Consider the following 16,041-nt stretch of genomic DNA (forward strand, 5'->3'; position numbering starts at 1 on the left):
TCGTAATTATAGTTTTTCTTTCAGCCACTGCCGGAATGCTTCGCCCATGTGTGTTTTAATCCGTGTTTCATCAGCAGACGCAAACATATCCAGTGTCTGTCCGCCTGCCACCAGTTGTTCACTGACAGCGCTCAACACTTCGTACGTCTCCGCGTTTCCTTCTTCCGGTGCCAGCAGAATCAATAAATGCTCCACGTCGGTTCCCGTCCCATCCATTGCTTTAAGCGGGATGGGATGGCTGAGGGGCTGTATATGAAAACACGGTGTTTTCACCGCATCGGTCCGGGCATGAAAAAGGGCAAGAGTCGACTGCGGTATCGCTGTGCCGCCCTGCTGATAACGGACCCAAAGCCCTTCAACAGCCGGCTCATGATCATACAACAATCCGTCCTCTTCCATCTCGACTCCGGCCTTTTTCAGCACCTCAAATGGATCGGTGTTATCAGATGCTGGAAGCACCCGGAAGGTTTCCAACACCTGTAATATGATGGTACTGTACACTCTGGCCTGCCGTAAATCCTGCGAAACACTTTCCAGACGTGCCTGCGCCGCTTCCGGATCCGGCATTTCCCGTGGGATGGACACTTGAGACGGCCTGTCATCCGGGAGCTGTCTGATAAACAGCTTTACTTTTTCCACGTCTTTTTTCGTTAAAAATGGATTCACCACAATATTAGGCAGACCGCTACTGTTAAGCTCCAATGTTGAAATAACAAGATCGTAGCTGCCTTCCCGGTGATCATCAAGATCCATCATCGAAATGTTTTTTAATTCCTCAATTTCCGGAATTTCTTTGCGGAGCCTTGTTACCAGCATCTTGGATGAGCCGATTCCGCTCGAACAGACGACAAGAGCATTCACTTTCCGGTAATCCTGGAGTTTTTCCAGGGCAGACCCGAAATGCAGGGTCAGATAGCCGACCTCGGATTCCGGAAGATTCACGTCCAGCGACTCACCTGCTGCTTCTTTTACGAGCAGAAACAAGTCTTCATAATCCGTTTTAATCTGTTCGAGGAGCGGATTATGAATCCGCATGTTCTCGCTGATACGGTACAGGGCAGGATCCAGATGGGCGACGAGTCCCTGATAGAGGGATATATCTTCTTTTAACGGCTGATTGGTTTTGTTCTGCATATAGTCCATTAACGCTTTGGCGTAGACCGCGGCCGATAAATGATCAAGATCCGGGAGATAATCCTGATCTTCCCTGATTTTCGCCCCCCGAAGATGCATCGTAATATAACCGATTTCTGCTTCCGGTATCGACAGCTGAAATACTTTTTCCAGCCTTTCAATCAGCTGCTCTGCCATTTCGTACTCTTTCGTATCCTGCAGGGTTTTCAGATAGGATTCATTGATTTCGATCTTTTCGCCCTGTGAAATACGCTCGATCGCCAGCGTCAAATGGACGACAAGGCCTATATAGGCACTGTCGGCGAAATGGTATGGAAGCTCCTCTCTCATATCAGCCAGAATTTTTTCCACTGTCAGCCATTTTTCCTGTTCCACCAGACCGAGGAGCCTGTCGGAAATCTCCCCGGAGTCGGGGAAACCATTTTTACTCTTAATATTTTCCCTCATGAGGCGAAATAAATCGTCTTCTTTAAAATTTTCCGCAATTAAGCTGCTCATCGCGGCCCGTTTTGCCGACTCCGAGCCATTGACGATGACACCGTATCCCCGTCTCCGCTCCAGAGAAAGATCCAGCGTATCAAACCACTCTTCCAGCCGGTCCAGATCATAACTGATCGTCGCGGCGGTCACTTTAAGCTCGCGAGCGAGTGTATTCAGTTTAACCGGGTCCATGCTCTCCAGCAGGCGGCAGAGGATGAGCGTACGTCTTTCTTCTGCCGTGTACTCCACTACTGAAGGCTGGAGCAGCGTCAGCTCCAGCTCTTGTTTATATTCAGCAGGTCCCTCAATCTTCACACCTTTTCCGGCTGATTTCACCAACTTCAGGCCGTGAAGGTCGAGTGTTTTGTCGAGTCCTTTTAAATCCCGGTGTACCGTTCTTGTACTGACCTGCAGCGCTTCTGCTGCATCAGCCACCGGAATATCTTTTTCCTGCTGCAGCAGATAACGCAGCAATTCCCGTTCGCGGACCGTCATATAGTCGATAGTCAAGGGCATTCCCCCTTTTAACTTATCTTATCACTACTCTTGATCCGACTTCCAGCGTTCCACGAGCTCATCGTATTTGTCGCTGCCAAGGAAGTTATCCACCGAAACATGCTCAGCATCGGGGCGTTTTTCCTCCGCCCGTTCGGTCAAGTCCTTATGCGTGATAATGACATCTGCATCGTCCGGAATCTGGTTAATCGCCGAGTTGGTCACTTGCATATCGAGACCGGCTTTTTTCACTTTGTCTTTCAGAACAGAAGCGCCCATCGCACTCGATCCCATGCCGGCATCGCAGGCGAATACAACTTTGTTCACATCATTTCCGGAAAGCTGATCCTGTTGTTCTGTTTCTCCCTTCAGGCCGGATGTGACACTGCTTTCTTTCCCTTTCATCTCTTCCATCTTGGACGCAGCCGAACCGAGATCTTCTTCTTCGTCTTTACTGATCCGCAGGATAATTGAGGCAATAATAAAGGACACAGCGGTTGCTATGATAATCCCCAACGCTACCCCGACATAGTTTCCAGGTGGTGTCATGGCGAAGTAGGCGATAATACTTCCCGGCGAAGGCACTGCACGCAGGCCGGCATCAAATAGTACGAATGTAAACACACCGCTCATTCCGCCGCCAATCACAGCAAGTAGCAGCTGCGGTTTCATCAGAATGTACGGGAAGTAGATTTCATGAATACCACCGACAAAATGAATCAGGGCTGCACCAGGTGCCGAGCTTTTTGACATGCCTTTTCCAAACACCCAGTAAGCAAGTAGTACGCCAAGTCCCGGACCCGGGTTGGTTTCCAGCATAAACAGAATGGACTGTCCGGTTTCACTTACTTCATTGGTTCCAAGAGGCGTCAAAATACCGTGGTTGATCGCATTGTTCAAAAACAGCACTTTCGCCGGTTCGATGAAGATACTGGCGAGCGGCAGCAGACCGGCATTCACAATCGCTTCCACACCGGATGCAAGAATGTTGTTGAATCCTGCTACAAATGGACCGATGGCGTAATAGCCAAGGATCGTCATTGCGCCGCCGATGATACCGGCGGAGAAGTTATTGACGAGCATTTCAAAGCCCTGGCGGATCTTTCCATCTACCGCGTCGTCAAATTTCTTGATCAGGTAACCGCCAAGCGGGCCTATAACCATAGCGCCGAGGAACATTGGAATGTCCGCACCAACAATGACACCCATCGTCGCAATCGCACCAACGACACCACCCCGGGTATCATGGATCATTTTACCCCCGGTGTAACCGATTAACAGTGGGAGCAGATAATTGATCATCGGACCGACAAGCGAAGCCAGATCCTCGTTCGGCGTCCAGCCGTCTGGAATAAACAGGGCGGTAATAATCCCCCAGGCGATAAACGCGCCGATATTCGGCATGATCATGCCGCTCAGATAGCTTCCAAACTTCTGAACTTTTGCCCTGAATCCACCTCCGGATTTTTGGTTTTCTTGTGCACTCACAGAAACCCCTCCTTTTAATAAATGTTGACATGATGACAAAGTATGATGACAGAATCTAAGATGGATAACTTATACCCTTATCTTAAAGCGTTCCCATCTCCGTCATCAATATGATGAAACATCGAATTAGGCAACATCTATGTTGACAACATTTAAGTGAGGAATTTCTTCATTGTCACAACGCCTTTCACCGGATAATATCTAATATGAGAAAAGGAGGATTGCCCGTATGGACAACCCTCCTTCTCTGTTAAATTTGTGCTACTACTTCCATAATCTGTTTTTTCGTCTCTGCCTGTTTTAAAGACTGACGAAATTCTTCATCCATCATTTTTCTGGATAACTGCTGTAAAATCTTTAAATGATCATCACCGGCGTTTTCTTCAGGAACGGCAATCATGAATATGACTTCCACCGGATTGCCGTCGATGCTCGCCCAATCCATTCCCCCGCGCGTTTTGCCTACGGCGATGGCCGCTTTTTGTACGCCTGTTGATTTAGCGTGGGGGATGGCAAATCCAAATCCGATGCCGGTGCTTCCTTCCTGTTCGCGTGACTGAATGTCTTGTAGAAACTGTCGCTTATCATGCAGAACGGCTTCTGGAAATAAGCCTGCCATTTCTGCCAAAGCACCATTCTTGTCTTCACTCTGTAATTCAACGGTGACGGTTTCTTCCTGTATCAGAGCATCTATTTCCATTTTCATGATCCCTCCACGATCGGCTTCTTCAGTATATTAGCCAGCAATGCAGTCACAACCGTACCTACAATGATGGCAATAAAGAACATGAGGACATTGTCAACAGCACCAAATACTGCGACGACAGGTCCGCCATGAGGCACATGGTCGGCAACGCCGCCCATCATAGCTATCGCACCAGCCGTCATACCACCGGCCATAATACTCGGAATAACCCGGAACGGATCGGCGGCCGCAAGCGGGATGGCCCCCTCTGTAATACCGACAAGTCCCATCGCAACAGCTGCTTTACCTGCTTCCTGTTCGTCGTTTTCGAATTTCTTTTTAAAGATGAGCGAAGCCAGTCCCATGCCAAGGGGCGGTGTGCAGATAGCTGCTGCAATAGCGCCCATCACTTCCGGCTGCCCCTGCGTAATCAGCCCGGCTCCGAATAAAAAGGCAACTTTATTGAAGGGGCCGCCCATATCAAAACTGATCATCGCCCCAAGCAGCAGCCCCAGCAGAATCCGGCTTCCGCCTTCCATTCCTTCCAGGCCGCTCGTCATCGCATCCATCAATCCGGCGATCGGTGCTCCAAGCACATGAATGAAAATGATACCGACGGCTAAAGAAGCCAAAATGGGAATAATTAATATGGGCATAATCGGCTGGATCATTTCCGGTACTTTTACTTCTTTAATCCATTTTGCAATATAGCCGGCAAGAAATCCGGCAAGAATACCGCCGATAAACCCGGCACCGGCTTCACTTCCGTAAAAACTTCCATCATTTGCGATAAAGCCCCCTATCATACCGGGAGCAAGACCAGGGCGGTCAGCAATACTCATTGCAATAAACCCGGCGAGAATCGGTACCATAAAGTTAAATGCCGTGCCCCCGAGCTGATTGATCGAATTCCAGAAAGAGCCTTCCGGAATAGCGAGACCGTCTTCGGTCGGCTGTCCTCCTAAACTGAGGGAAATCGCGATCAAAAGACCTCCGACAACCACAAAGGGAATCATATAGGAGACCCCGTTCATCAAATGCCGGTAGACAGGGTTCTGCTTCTTCTTTTTCTTTGCTTTCTCTTCATCTATTTTGTCTTTTGCCTTGTCCTGACCGGAACGTTCCGAATACGTCTCCACGTCCCCCGCCTCAAACTGAGCAAGCAGATCTTCCGCTCCCCGTATAGCATCAGATGACGTAGCTTCGAGCACCGGCTTTCCTTCAAAACGTGATTTATCCACTGTTTTGTCGGCTGCGATGACAACACCATCCGCGCCGGCGATATCCTCATCGGTCAGTTCATTTTCCGCCCCGATGGACCCTTGTGTTTCCACCTTTATATCAATGCCCTTCTCTTTAGCAGCCTTGTTTAAGTTTTCCGCTGCCATGTACGTATGGGCGATCCCGTTGGGGCAGGATGTGATGCCTACTAATTTCATCACGAAACCTCCTCATTTCTCTTTATCAATGTTTTGAATTCCTGATACGTTTCCGCCTGTTTCAGATCAGTGACCAATGCCTCCTGTCTGGACAGCTGAAAGAGTTCCTTGAACAGCGTTTCCGCTTCTCCAGGGGAGGCATAATCCACCGCGATAAAGAAGACTAGCGAGACGTCCTCTCCTCCCCAATCGACAGGATGTTTTAATATCGCTGCCGCGATGGCGGAATGAAGAATATCTTCTGTACGCCCGTGGGGGATGGAGATATCCGAAGAAATGGCTGTCGTCCCGAGGTTTTCCCTTTCCAACGCATGCTTTTTCATGGTTGGGGAGGCAAAGCCCCGCTCGATTAATGCATCAGCCAGATACCCTATAGCCTGTTCTTTCGTTTCAACCTTCATATCAGGAAAGAACAGGGGTGGTCTGCTGTATCTCACGATAACCGGCATTTCTTTTTCCGTATGATCCATCCAACGAATTAACGCCTGTTGATCTTCTTTTGAAAAGACTGGTGAGACCTGGAACACCCGGTCATCGTCGATGTCCACGGTGGACAATATTAAATCAGGCCGAAAACTATTTCTTTTCCGCTCCCATTCATTGACGGCTGAGACTTCCGTTTCCCGTATGCCGGGAAATAAATTATTGAATTTTTCCTTTATCAAGTAAGCCGTCCCCATTCCTGTCTCGCAGACAATAAGGACTTTGTGCACAGGTTCATTCATTCGGCGGTGCCTTTCAATCGCCGACTGCAGGTGTATCGCCAAAAAACCTATCTCATCTTCCGGAACTTTCTGGAGTAACGGTTCGTCCACGGTCTGCACCCAATGTTTCACCCAGTCAAATGAAGATTTATATTCTACCTTTGTTTCGTGAAGCATTGGATTTTCCACACGAAGATGATACCTCAGCCGGTGAAGGGTGGTTTGAAAATGAAGCACGAGTGCCCTTTTAAAATCATCATCATGCGCCATATCCGGCGAAAAATCAGAGGCAACCGCTGTAATGAATGTTTCCATCATATCTACGGCTTCGTCATCAAGAAGATTCCAGTGATCCATTGTTTCCTGCTCATTCATCCGCTCCCGCTTGCTTCCGAGCAGATGCAGAGCAAAATATTCCGCCTCCTGGGAAGGAATCCGGATTTGAAACACTTCCGAAAGCCTTTTGACAAACTCGCATGCCAGCTTGTATTCCGGATGGCGGTGAAGGGAGTACCGGTTCTTCCCCGTTTTTTCTTCAATGACATTCCCTAACCGGAGGCGCTGGATAAAAATCAACGTATGATACAACAGATTATTACGGGCCCGGTCGGTCAATGGAAATTGAAGACGCTGCTCCATCTTTTTAAATTCCTGGAATACAAGCTGAAAATCATACTCAAAATGAGGGGGATTCTCTTCAAAGGATAAATCCTTCATCGCCCGCCTCAACTGCCATTCATCGCCGTCCAGGCGGAAGCCTTTATGCTTTCTGCGTTCCAGCTTCAGGTTATACGTATTAAGCCAGTTTTCGAGTGTATCGAGAAGCTGCACAGCTTTGGACCGGCTCACATAGTATTGATCCATAATATCCTGAATCTGGATAAATGTCGTCTGTGATGCAAGGTGAAACAAGATGTCTTTCAACGTGTCATCGAGCTGCTCAGCATACGGATTCAACGCCATTTTAATAATCTGGGCTGTTTTTATGGAGGCCTGCAGCTGGAGGCCTTCACTCGGTTTTCTGATCAGTTCGGCATCCAGATTCAATTCTTCCAGCATCTCCGCAATTCTATCCGCATCGTTTCTAATCGTGCGGGAGGTCACCTGAAAATGTTCTCCCAGCCATCTGGATGTATGAAACTCCTGCCGGTTTAAAAGAAAAAACAATAATGCTGCCTGCCGTCGATTCAGTCGTTCCAATCTCTCACCTCCTCCCTGAAATCCCTTACACATTGATTGTATGATGAAAAATTGCCTAAAACATACGTAACTGCTTCCGCAATATGTGGAAAAATACTGCCTTTCAGCGCAAGAATAATGTCATGTAATCCTCATCATGGTAATTTCCGTTCCATTTCAACGCCCGTGGTTCGGTGCCAAACGTCTGAAACCCGAAAGACTCGTAAAATGCTTTTGCCTTTCTATTCGATGAAACGACCGCCAGCTGGAGCTGTTCGACCTCCCATATCCGTGCCTGATCCAGTAAAGCTTTCATAAGTTCTGTGCCTGCGCCCCTGCCGCGGAATGAACCCGTGACATACATCCCCTCGAGATCTGCTTTATGCTGCATTTTCTGCAAAGGTTTTTTCATAATCATCGCCGTTCCAATCAAAGCGCCATCCTCAAAGGCTCCCATCGTCACCGCGTGTCTCCACAACAGTCGTTCCTGAACCATTCCCATAAAATCACCATCTGCCGCTTCTTCCTGATGGGTGATGGCAAACGCTTCCGGGCAGACGCGCAGGGCCTCTTCCCGGAGGACAGCGCATTCTTCAGCATCTTCCACGGTCAACCGTCTTGTATGTATCATGAGATCCCCTCCTTCTGTCCTTGATCATTCTTCCGCCCCCCTCCATCCTTGTTCCTAAAAGTGTTACTTCAATTGTAATTATCGAAAATTCAGTGCTATGATGGAAGTCGGAATCTTATCAAAGGCAGGCGCTTGTATATGACATCAGCTGTTCTTATCCGAATGTTTACAGTACTTGCCGGTTTGCTACTGCTTTTTTCCATCACTCTGTCTTTTTCGTTTGACAGCGACCGGTTTTATTCAGGGATGGGAAGCGAAGCAGCTATCGCCCCGCAGGACAACGGTATTGTTTTCACCTATTATGTCAACGGCACCACGCATCTGTACCGCACCTCGATGGAAGGTGGAGAGGCCGAACGCCTCACGGAAACAGAAGGTATGGATGAAACCAGCCCGGCTTATTCGCCGGACGGTTCCGAACTGCTGTTTCTTGGCACATCCAATTCAGATGTTCAATCATTGTACACGGTGAAAAAGGGAGAAACAGAACCTGTACATATTCCGTTAGACCGGATGCACGTCGAGGATGCTGTTTATTCCCCCGACGGGACATCCATCTATGCCGCAGCTATATCGAGGGAGGACTGGATGTCTTCCAACACGGAAACAGCCGGCGGCTTTGATATTTATGAAATAAACCGGGACACTGGTACATTTTCCCACGTTACGGAACAGGACTATTATTTAATGAACAACGTTTCCATCTCTCCTTCCGGGGATTATCTCATGTTCACCACCAGCAGCGGAAATGAGGAAGAAGTGCAGACCGTTTCCCTGACGGAGAAAAACGGCATTCCTCCTGATTATCAACAATTTCCCGCTGGAATGTACGATGTCTCTCTTGCGCCGGATGGTGAACAAATGGCCTACAGTGCCGTTTCGAATACGGCGGAGAGCGGCAATTTCCAGTATGACCTCTTTTTGTTTAATCATAACAGCGGCCAGACGGAACGGTTAACGTCTGCAGCCACGAACATCACGTCACCGGTGTTCTATCACGAATCTAACAGAATCCTATACATCGAAGACATGAACTGGCCCGGGGATGTAACAGATAATAAGCTCCAATCGATGGATCTTTCCAGCAATGACGTCACAACCCTTGAGCCGGAAATCTCCGGCATACAGCATCATGTCCTTCTTGGCGCAGCGGCCGGCTTTTTCATGAACAATGGTACCACAGCGGCACTTGGTTTTCTCTTTGGACTATCCGCCATCTTACTGCTCCGCCGTAAACCGAAACTGGTCTATCTCCCCGCTGTTCTAAGCGCTCTCTTAAGCGCTGCGGCGTATATCATGAATGCACTCGATCCCTGGACGTATCAGTTTGTCATTCTTGCTGTCGGACCAGCCTCATCCGCCCTGCTGGTCCTTGCCGTTCTCTTCTGGCTCTCCGGAGCTGTTGCGCGGAAAATATGGTCGTAAACACGAAAAGGGTTCCGAAAAGCATCGGAACCCTCTTATATATAAACAGGCGGACATATGAGCCGCTATTTATCTTATTTCAGCGGTAAAGAAGGACATCCCGGACCTCCAGTACGTTATTTCCCCTTTTTCGCAGGGGAGCAGCATGTATTTCCGCAAATAACGGAACACATGGCCGCAGGCTTTCTCTGAATACGGTTTTAAAGAGCCTGGTCCAGACTTTTACTGCTGTTTCACGGCCGCTGAACCTGCAGGGTGGCTTCGACATGGGTGAGATGTTCCAGCATAGCACTTCTGGCAGCAGCGGCATCTCTCTGCTCAATAGCGGTCAAAATCTGCTCATGTTCTTCATACAGCCGATCCAGACTTCTTTTCTCAGAAAACAGCCAGACTCTGCGGCTTTCGAACATCGTTTTGCGGAGGGTATCCGAAAGCTGGTTCATCATGTCCATCATCAGCTGGTTTCCGGACGCTTCTGCGACCGCCATATGAAAAGCAACATCCGCCGCTTCGCCGACATTGTTCTCCACTGACGCTCTTCCCATGTCCACCAGCGCCTGTTTCATGTCCTCCAGCTGGCCCGGAAGATGTTTTACCGCAGCCAGTTCCGCCGCCCCGGTCTCCATAATTTTGCGTATTTCAAACAATTCCAGCATTTCTTTGTTGGAAATGATCCGCTCCGGTTTCATCGGATCCATGACACCGGAAAAATCATAATTGTTTACAAACGTGCCTTCACCCTGCTTGATCGTCACAATGCCTACGGCACGCAGAGCGCTGAGGGCCTCCCGGACTGCGGAGCGGCTGACCTGAAACTGTTCGGCCAGAATGACGACAGAATCCAGTTTATCTCCGGGCTGAAGATCGCCGTTTTTGATCATGTCTTCGATCTGTTCCCGGACAACTTCTGCTATTTTTTTCGTTTCAATCTGTTTATACGTCATGCAGCGCGTACTCCTTCATGGCAGGCTGGGCTTATTATAACACATGGCCGTCTCTGCGGCGTTACCGGTCGTCAATCAGGATATAGGTGGCTCGGACCGGCCCGTGCACCCCGACGACCAGACTCATTTCAATATCGGCGCTGTTGCTCGGACCGGATATGAAATTAATGCAGGATGGAACACGTTCTCCTGCTTCCGCCTGTTCATGAATGCGCCTCGTCACCTGGCTCATTCTCGGTACAATCGTACTGAATGGAATCAAGCCGATGTAATACGTCGGCAGCAGGCTGACCGACTGCCCTTTACCGCCGCCGTTCATCAGAACGACCGTGCCGGATTCGGCCAGGGTATAATCGGCAAAGGTGATGCCGACATCCGCCTGTTCGGTAATGCGGATATGGTCCGCCCCCGGCGTACTTCCCCACACATCCACGTCTTCACGTGACATGAAGGCTTCCAGACCAAACGAGGAAAAACGCGGGTCGTCCCACACCACCGCTTTGTCCGCTTCGTATCCTTTCATGACTTCATCGATCACCGCAGAAAGGTTGTCGATGCCGGTTTCTTTCACGTCCGTATGAATAGCTTGGCACTGTTCTTTCAGCACATCGACAAGTTCATCGGTGGAATAGCCGACCATCACATCCCACTGCGGTTCCGTCTGCCAGACCGGGCGTTCGACCCCGGAACGTCTCCGTTCGCGCCCGAGTTTACCGGCAATGTTATTTAAAAATGATTCCCGCTTATACATGGTACCTTTCGTCATCAGGATTCCTCCCCCTGCCTGCGTTTTTTGAACCAATCCCGGAAGCGTTCCTTTTCCGGCGCCGGGAAGCTTCGGATTTCGGTCCAGCCGCTCATCATGCCCGGTCCGTTTTCGATGTTTCCGTCTTTCGTGAGCGGAGACAGCATATAAGGCGCCGTTTTCGTGGCCATCTGGAACAGGCCGGGGGAGCTTGCCGCCAGCCCGAATCCTTTCATGGCATACGTTTCCCCAAGAGACGTCCTGTTTTCTTCCTCGGCGATGATCTTACGGTGTTCGATCAGATGCTCGTGCAGCGGTATTTTCACCGGACAGGCGTCCGTACAGGCGGCGCAGAGGCTGGAGGCATACGGCAGATCTTTATGGTCTTCATATCCTTCAAGCAGCGGCGTCAGTACCGCGCCGATCGGTCCCGGATAAATCGAACCGTACGAGTGGCCGCCCACGTGCCGGTACACCGGGCATACGTTGATACAGGCCGCACAGCGGATACAGTGCAGCGCGGACTGAAAAGCCGTGCCGAGAATGTTGGAACGACCGTTATCGAGAATCACGAGATGAAATTCTTCCGGTCCGTCGAGGTCTTCTTCTCCCCGGGGGCCGGTCAGCCCGGTTACATAGCTTGTCAGATTCTGTCCGACTGCGCTCCGGCAGAGCATCGTCACCATGACGTCCAGCTCTTCCCACGTCGGAACAATTCTCTCCATTCCCATGACAGAAATCTGGGTTTTCGGAACGGTTGTCGCGAGGCGGGCATTCCCTTCGTTGGTGACAAGAGAAACACTTCCGGATTCGGCGACAGCAAAATTACAGCCGGTGACGCCGATATCAGCTTCCAGAAATTCTTCACGCAGCTTCTCGCGCACAAACTGGGTCAGTTCTTCCGGCTGGGACGTGCTGTCGTAATCTTTCAGCCGCTCAAACGTCTCCCGAATCTGTTCCTTGTTTTTATGAAGAGCCGGGGCCACGATATGAGATGGAGGATCCTGGTCATCGATCTGCAGAATGTATTCACCTAGATCAGATTCCACGACATCCATGCCCATCTCTTCCAGCACTTCATTCATGCTCATTTCTTCGGTGACCATGGACTTCGATTTAACAATTTTTTTTGCTTCTTTTTCCGCTGCGATCTGCTTCACATACTCGTTCGCTTCTTCCGGCGTTTCGGCAAAATAAACATGGCCGCCGTTTCTCACTACGTTATCACTCAGCTGTTCCAGGTAAAAATCAAGGTTCTCCAGGGTATGGGAACGGATCTCTTCGGATAACGTCCGCCACTCTTCCCAGTTCCCGAGTGTTTCCTCGGCCTTCGATTTTTTTGAATACAGGCGTTCCTGCGCCGACCGGACCGTTTCTCTCATGTGAGCGTCGTCAATGCCGCTCTGGACCCTTTCATTAAACGACTGTTCCGGCGCTATCTTCATCGGCATGAGAAGTCTCTCCTTTCTCCCGGTGGTTCAGAATCTGCGCGATATGCATGACTTTTACCTGCTTGCCGCGGCGGTTCATCCGGCCGCCGATGTTCATCAGACAACCGCTGTCCGCGCCGATCAATACGTCTGCTTCGGTTTCATCAATATGATCGACCTTTTCATCGACCATCTGCTCGGAAATCGATGTCATTTTCACCGAAAACGTACCGCCGAAACCACAGCAGTCCCGGCTGTTCGGAAGATCCCGAAGATCCAGCCCCTTCACGTTCTGAAGAAGCTGAAACGGCGCTTCTTTTTCATCGAGCAGCCGCATCATGTGACAGGACGTGTGGTAGGTGGCGCTGGCATGAAATTCCGCGCCGGTATCAGTCACACCGAGCACCCGGTACAGAAACTGGGTCAGTTCATACGTTTTTCCCGACAGTTCTTCGGCGCGCTTTTTCCACTTCGGTTCGTCTTCCAGCAGACCCGGATACTCTTTCAGCATCCCCGCACAGGAGCCGGAAGGCGTGACAACAGCTTCTGCACCTTCAAACGTCTTGATCATATGCTTGGCCACTTTCTTCGTATCACTGTGATAGCCGCTGTTGAATGCCGGCTGGCCGCAGCATGTCTGGTTTTCCGGAAAATCGACTTCACAGCCGTTCCTTTCCAGCAGCTCCACCATGTCCTTGCCGACATCCGGGTAAAACAGGTCACCCAGACAGGTGATAAATAGAGATACGTTCATGTCGAGTCATGCCTCCGGTTCTTTTAAAAAGATATGGTCATCTGATGACTAATTACCATTACCCTATCAAACTTTGATACCGGTTACAATTGTTTTCTGAAAGAAAGCCTATAAAAAGGACTGCCCTTTCAGGACAGCCCCGGGATCTATTTACTGTACATTGTTATGCGGAAAACGTCTGTTGGCTTCTTTCTGAAGTTCACTGGCTTCTACAATAATGTCGCGGACGGTTTTTAAAAATTTCTTCATGATTCATCCCCGCTTTCTTTTTCAAATGCTGTTTTTATTATTGACGATACGGGAAACAATCTCAAAAACCAATGAAAGGCATGAAAACGAAAACATTGAAAATGAAAGCGTTCTTCATCTCCTTATATCTCTTTCATTCTTAAGATTTCTCTTTTTTTCGTTAGGATGTTTCATTACTGTCTCCCGCCTGGATAACCATCGGAGCTTGTCCGGTATAATGATCATCCGTCAGCTGCGAAAGAATGAAGTCGGCAAGATCTTCACGGGTCAGCGTTGTCCGGAATTCACCTTTGCCCGGAAATCCGGCTTTCACTTTCCCGGTACCCGGTTTGTTTGTGAGAAAAGGGACCCTGAGAATCGTCCAGTCCGTGTCAGAAGCACGAACCGCTTCGGCAGCCCGGCGGATATCTTCCGATTGTTCTTTCGTAAACGTCCGCTCTCCAGCCTGCATCAATTTATATTTCGCGTCGAACGCATCCCGCTCATCCGGCACAGCCGGCGTTGCTACATCAATGATACGCGGAACCCTGTGTTTTTCCATCGCTTTCACCATATCGGCTGCCGCATGGGCAACCGGCTGTCCGGGCACTCCCCGCCTCGGAGCAAGCAGACTGATGACAGCATCCTGATTCTGCACAGCTTTTTCTATTTTATCCTTTTCCATCAATTCTCCGTGAACCACCGTGAGCTTCTCCGGCCCCTGTTCCAGTTTCGAAGGGTCGCGCACATACACGGTGATCTCGTGACCTTCCGCCAATGCCTTTTGGACAAAAATCCGTCCCGTTCTTCCCGTTGCGCCAAAGACAAGCAGCTTCACGGTAATGCCCTCCTTTTACGCATACTTCTATGATAACTATACCCGAATAACGCCGGTTTCATTTAGAAGATTTGCATTTGTGTTATTCCACGTCCAGCTATTGGACAGACCTGGTCTGAAAATGTCTCCTAAGCAACGTTACTGAACGTTTTTCATGTGAAGAGATAAAATGTTGTCCACTTATTCTGTGATGTGGACATTTCAGACCCCGATCCTAATCGAAGTGGTTCCTATCCTCCGGTTCCAGACATTCCTCCGCTGCAAATGTCCATAAAAAACACGAGCCTGGTTAAGGCTCGTGCGCTGTTTCTTAAATATCTCCGGCAAGTTCCTGTTCGAGTTCTGCGTCTTTAATATAGGCTTTCGGGAGCATAATCGTTTCTTTGTCAAAGTCATCAAGCGAAAGACCCCGTTTAACACGGATCGGGGTATCCGGATTGGCGAGAGCCTGCCGGGCGACAGCCACAAAATCCGCCACATTATTTTCAATGAGAGCCGCGGCTTTATCAGGGTCGGACAGGCTGCCGCAGGCAATGACGGGCTTTCCGCTGAATTTCTGTGCTGCTTCGGTCATCGTCATTGTCTCTTCACCAAAGCCGGGCGTGGCGGCATCGTCATCGGAAATGTGGATATAGTCCACCTCCGAGGCACCAAGGGCGGTAAAGATGATTCGTGCATCTTCTTCGCCGCCCGACCAGCGGAACTGCGGGTTTGTCGCTTTCAGCTGGGAAATCCGGATACCGAGTATCATGTTCGATCCAACCGCCGCGCGGACGTCGTGGATCGTCTCGACCAGCATGCGAAGCCGGTTTTCGACCGAACCGCCGTATTCATCTTCACGGACATTAATGGATTCCGATAAAAACTGATCCAAAAGATAGCCGTTGGCACCGTGCAGTTCGATTCCGTCAAATCCGGCTTCACGGGCCAGAAGGGCGGACTGGACAAATCCCTGTTTGATGTCTTCGATCCCTTCTTTGGAAAGAGGCTCGGCTGTTGGAAAATCTCCTTCGCCTCCATATACGGATACTTTGCCGCCCGGCGCCTGAAACCGAGACGGAGCAACGGACATGTCTTTGTAATAGTTCCCCTGTGACTGGGCGCCGGCATGCATGAGCTGGGCGATCATTTTCGCGCCGTGGCTCTGCACATCGGAAACGATCGGCTTCCAGGCTTCTTTATGCTTTTGGGTGGCAAGACCACCCTGGTAGTCATATCCCTGGCTGTATGCGGTGTCGGGATAAACGCCTTCCGTAATAACGGCTGCGAAACCGCCGGCGGCAAAACGTTCATAATACCGGTGGACCCGGTCGTTCGGGGTGCCGTCTTCCTCGGAGCTCACCCTCGTCATAGGAGCGGTAATATACCGATTCTTCAAAATATGGTTGCTGATATGGCCCTGTTCAAACAATGTATCGTCAAAATCAGTCACACGTATCACC

13 protein-coding genes are annotated in these 16,041 nt (G+C 49.8%); 1 reads left to right on the plus strand and 12 read right to left on the minus strand.

The features are described from left to right. Positions 1–6 precede the first annotated feature (6 nt). From ACW9JV_RS16605 to ACW9JV_RS16630, 6 genes are all read right to left on the minus strand, one after another. The gene (locus ACW9JV_RS16605; RefSeq protein ID WP_457336470.1) at positions 7–2,124 is read right to left on the minus strand and encodes a BglG family transcription antiterminator; all 2,118 of its coding nucleotides are present in this window, start codon (positions 2,122–2,124) and stop codon (positions 7–9) included. Positions 2,125–2,154: 30 nt separating this feature from the next. Further along, positions 2,155–3,597: a PTS mannitol transporter subunit IICB gene (locus ACW9JV_RS16610; RefSeq protein ID WP_457336472.1), complete on the minus strand. Its 1,443-nt coding sequence runs from the start codon at positions 3,595–3,597 to the stop codon at positions 2,155–2,157. A gap of 250 nt (positions 3,598–3,847) precedes the next feature. Further along, positions 3,848–4,303 carry a PTS sugar transporter subunit IIA gene (locus ACW9JV_RS16615; RefSeq protein ID WP_457336474.1) on the minus strand — a complete coding sequence of 152 codons (456 nt, stop codon included), beginning with the start codon at positions 4,301–4,303 and terminating at the stop codon, positions 3,848–3,850. Beyond that, positions 4,300–5,721 (minus strand): PTS fructose transporter subunit IIC, encoded by a 1,422-nt coding sequence (locus ACW9JV_RS16620; protein WP_457336476.1) that lies wholly within the window; start codon positions 5,719–5,721, stop codon positions 4,300–4,302. Before ACW9JV_RS16620 ends, ACW9JV_RS16615 begins: the two co-directional genes overlap by 4 nt. Continuing rightward, complete coding sequence (locus ACW9JV_RS16625; RefSeq protein ID WP_457336478.1) at positions 5,721–7,625, minus strand: BglG family transcription antiterminator; 1,905 nt, start codon at positions 7,623–7,625, stop codon at positions 5,721–5,723. The genes ACW9JV_RS16620 and ACW9JV_RS16625 overlap by 1 nt, the downstream gene beginning before the upstream one ends. A 103-nt stretch (positions 7,626–7,728) precedes the next feature. Further along, positions 7,729–8,235, minus strand: coding sequence for an N-acetyltransferase family protein (locus ACW9JV_RS16630; RefSeq protein ID WP_457336480.1), 507 nt, complete (start codon positions 8,233–8,235; stop codon positions 7,729–7,731). Positions 8,236–8,373: 138 nt separating this feature from the next. On the opposite strand from ACW9JV_RS16630, the gene ACW9JV_RS16635 reads away from it, so the two are divergent. Further along, on the plus strand, positions 8,374–9,660 hold the full coding sequence (locus tag ACW9JV_RS16635; protein WP_457336482.1) for a TolB family protein: 1,287 nt from the start codon (positions 8,374–8,376) through the stop codon (positions 9,658–9,660). Positions 9,661–9,893: 233 nt separating this feature from the next. On the opposite strand, the gene ACW9JV_RS16640 is transcribed toward ACW9JV_RS16635, so the two are convergent. The 6 genes from ACW9JV_RS16640 to ACW9JV_RS16665 form a co-directional block, all read right to left on the minus strand. Beyond that, positions 9,894–10,604, minus strand: a complete 711-nt coding sequence (locus ACW9JV_RS16640; RefSeq protein WP_457336484.1) for a FadR/GntR family transcriptional regulator — start codon at positions 10,602–10,604, stop codon at positions 9,894–9,896. A 61-nt stretch (positions 10,605–10,665) separates the two neighbouring features. Then, positions 10,666–11,370, minus strand: a complete 705-nt coding sequence (locus tag ACW9JV_RS16645) for a LutC/YkgG family protein (RefSeq protein WP_457336486.1) — start codon at positions 11,368–11,370, stop codon at positions 10,666–10,668. Then, positions 11,370–12,800 (minus strand): LutB/LldF family L-lactate oxidation iron-sulfur protein, encoded by a 1,431-nt coding sequence (locus ACW9JV_RS16650; protein ID WP_457336488.1) that lies wholly within the window; start codon positions 12,798–12,800, stop codon positions 11,370–11,372. The genes ACW9JV_RS16645 and ACW9JV_RS16650 overlap by 1 nt, the downstream gene beginning before the upstream one ends. Beyond that, positions 12,766–13,533, minus strand: a complete 768-nt coding sequence (locus ACW9JV_RS16655) for a (Fe-S)-binding protein (protein ID WP_457336490.1) — start codon at positions 13,531–13,533, stop codon at positions 12,766–12,768. The genes ACW9JV_RS16650 and ACW9JV_RS16655 overlap by 35 nt, the downstream gene beginning before the upstream one ends. A 409-nt stretch (positions 13,534–13,942) precedes the next feature. Next, a complete protein-coding gene (locus ACW9JV_RS16660) occupies positions 13,943–14,599 on the minus strand; it encodes an NAD(P)-dependent oxidoreductase (protein ID WP_457336492.1) in 657 nt (218 codons plus the stop codon). 310 nt (positions 14,600–14,909) lie between these two features. Continuing rightward, positions 14,910–16,031 carry an oxidoreductase gene (locus ACW9JV_RS16665; protein WP_457336494.1) on the minus strand — a complete coding sequence of 374 codons (1,122 nt, stop codon included), beginning with the start codon at positions 16,029–16,031 and terminating at the stop codon, positions 14,910–14,912. Positions 16,032–16,041: the final 10 nt, after the last annotated feature.

The organism is Salibacterium sp. K-3 (assembly GCF_054052005.1).

What these genes read in the sequence shown, in the direction of transcription:
- ACW9JV_RS16615 (WP_457336474.1), bottom strand. Translation starts at nt 4,303, where the DNA reads ATGAAAATGGAAATAGATGCTCTGATACAGGAAGAAACCGTCACCGTT.
- ACW9JV_RS16620 (WP_457336476.1), bottom strand. Translation starts at nt 5,721, where the DNA reads ATGAAATTAGTAGGCATCACATCCTGCCCCAACGGGATCGCCCATACG.
- ACW9JV_RS16630 (WP_457336480.1), bottom strand. Translation starts at nt 8,235, where the DNA reads ATGATACATACAAGACGGTTGACCGTGGAAGATGCTGAAGAATGCGCT.
- ACW9JV_RS16635 (WP_457336482.1), top strand. Translation starts at nt 8,374, where the DNA reads ATGACATCAGCTGTTCTTATCCGAATGTTTACAGTACTTGCCGGTTTG.
- ACW9JV_RS16640 (WP_457336484.1), bottom strand. Translation starts at nt 10,604, where the DNA reads ATGACGTATAAACAGATTGAAACGAAAAAAATAGCAGAAGTTGTCCGG.
- ACW9JV_RS16645 (WP_457336486.1), bottom strand. Translation starts at nt 11,370, where the DNA reads ATGACGAAAGGTACCATGTATAAGCGGGAATCATTTTTAAATAACATT.
- ACW9JV_RS16650 (WP_457336488.1), bottom strand. Translation starts at nt 12,800, where the DNA reads ATGCCGATGAAGATAGCGCCGGAACAGTCGTTTAATGAAAGGGTCCAG.
- ACW9JV_RS16655 (WP_457336490.1), bottom strand. Translation starts at nt 13,533, where the DNA reads ATGAACGTATCTCTATTTATCACCTGTCTGGGTGACCTGTTTTACCCG.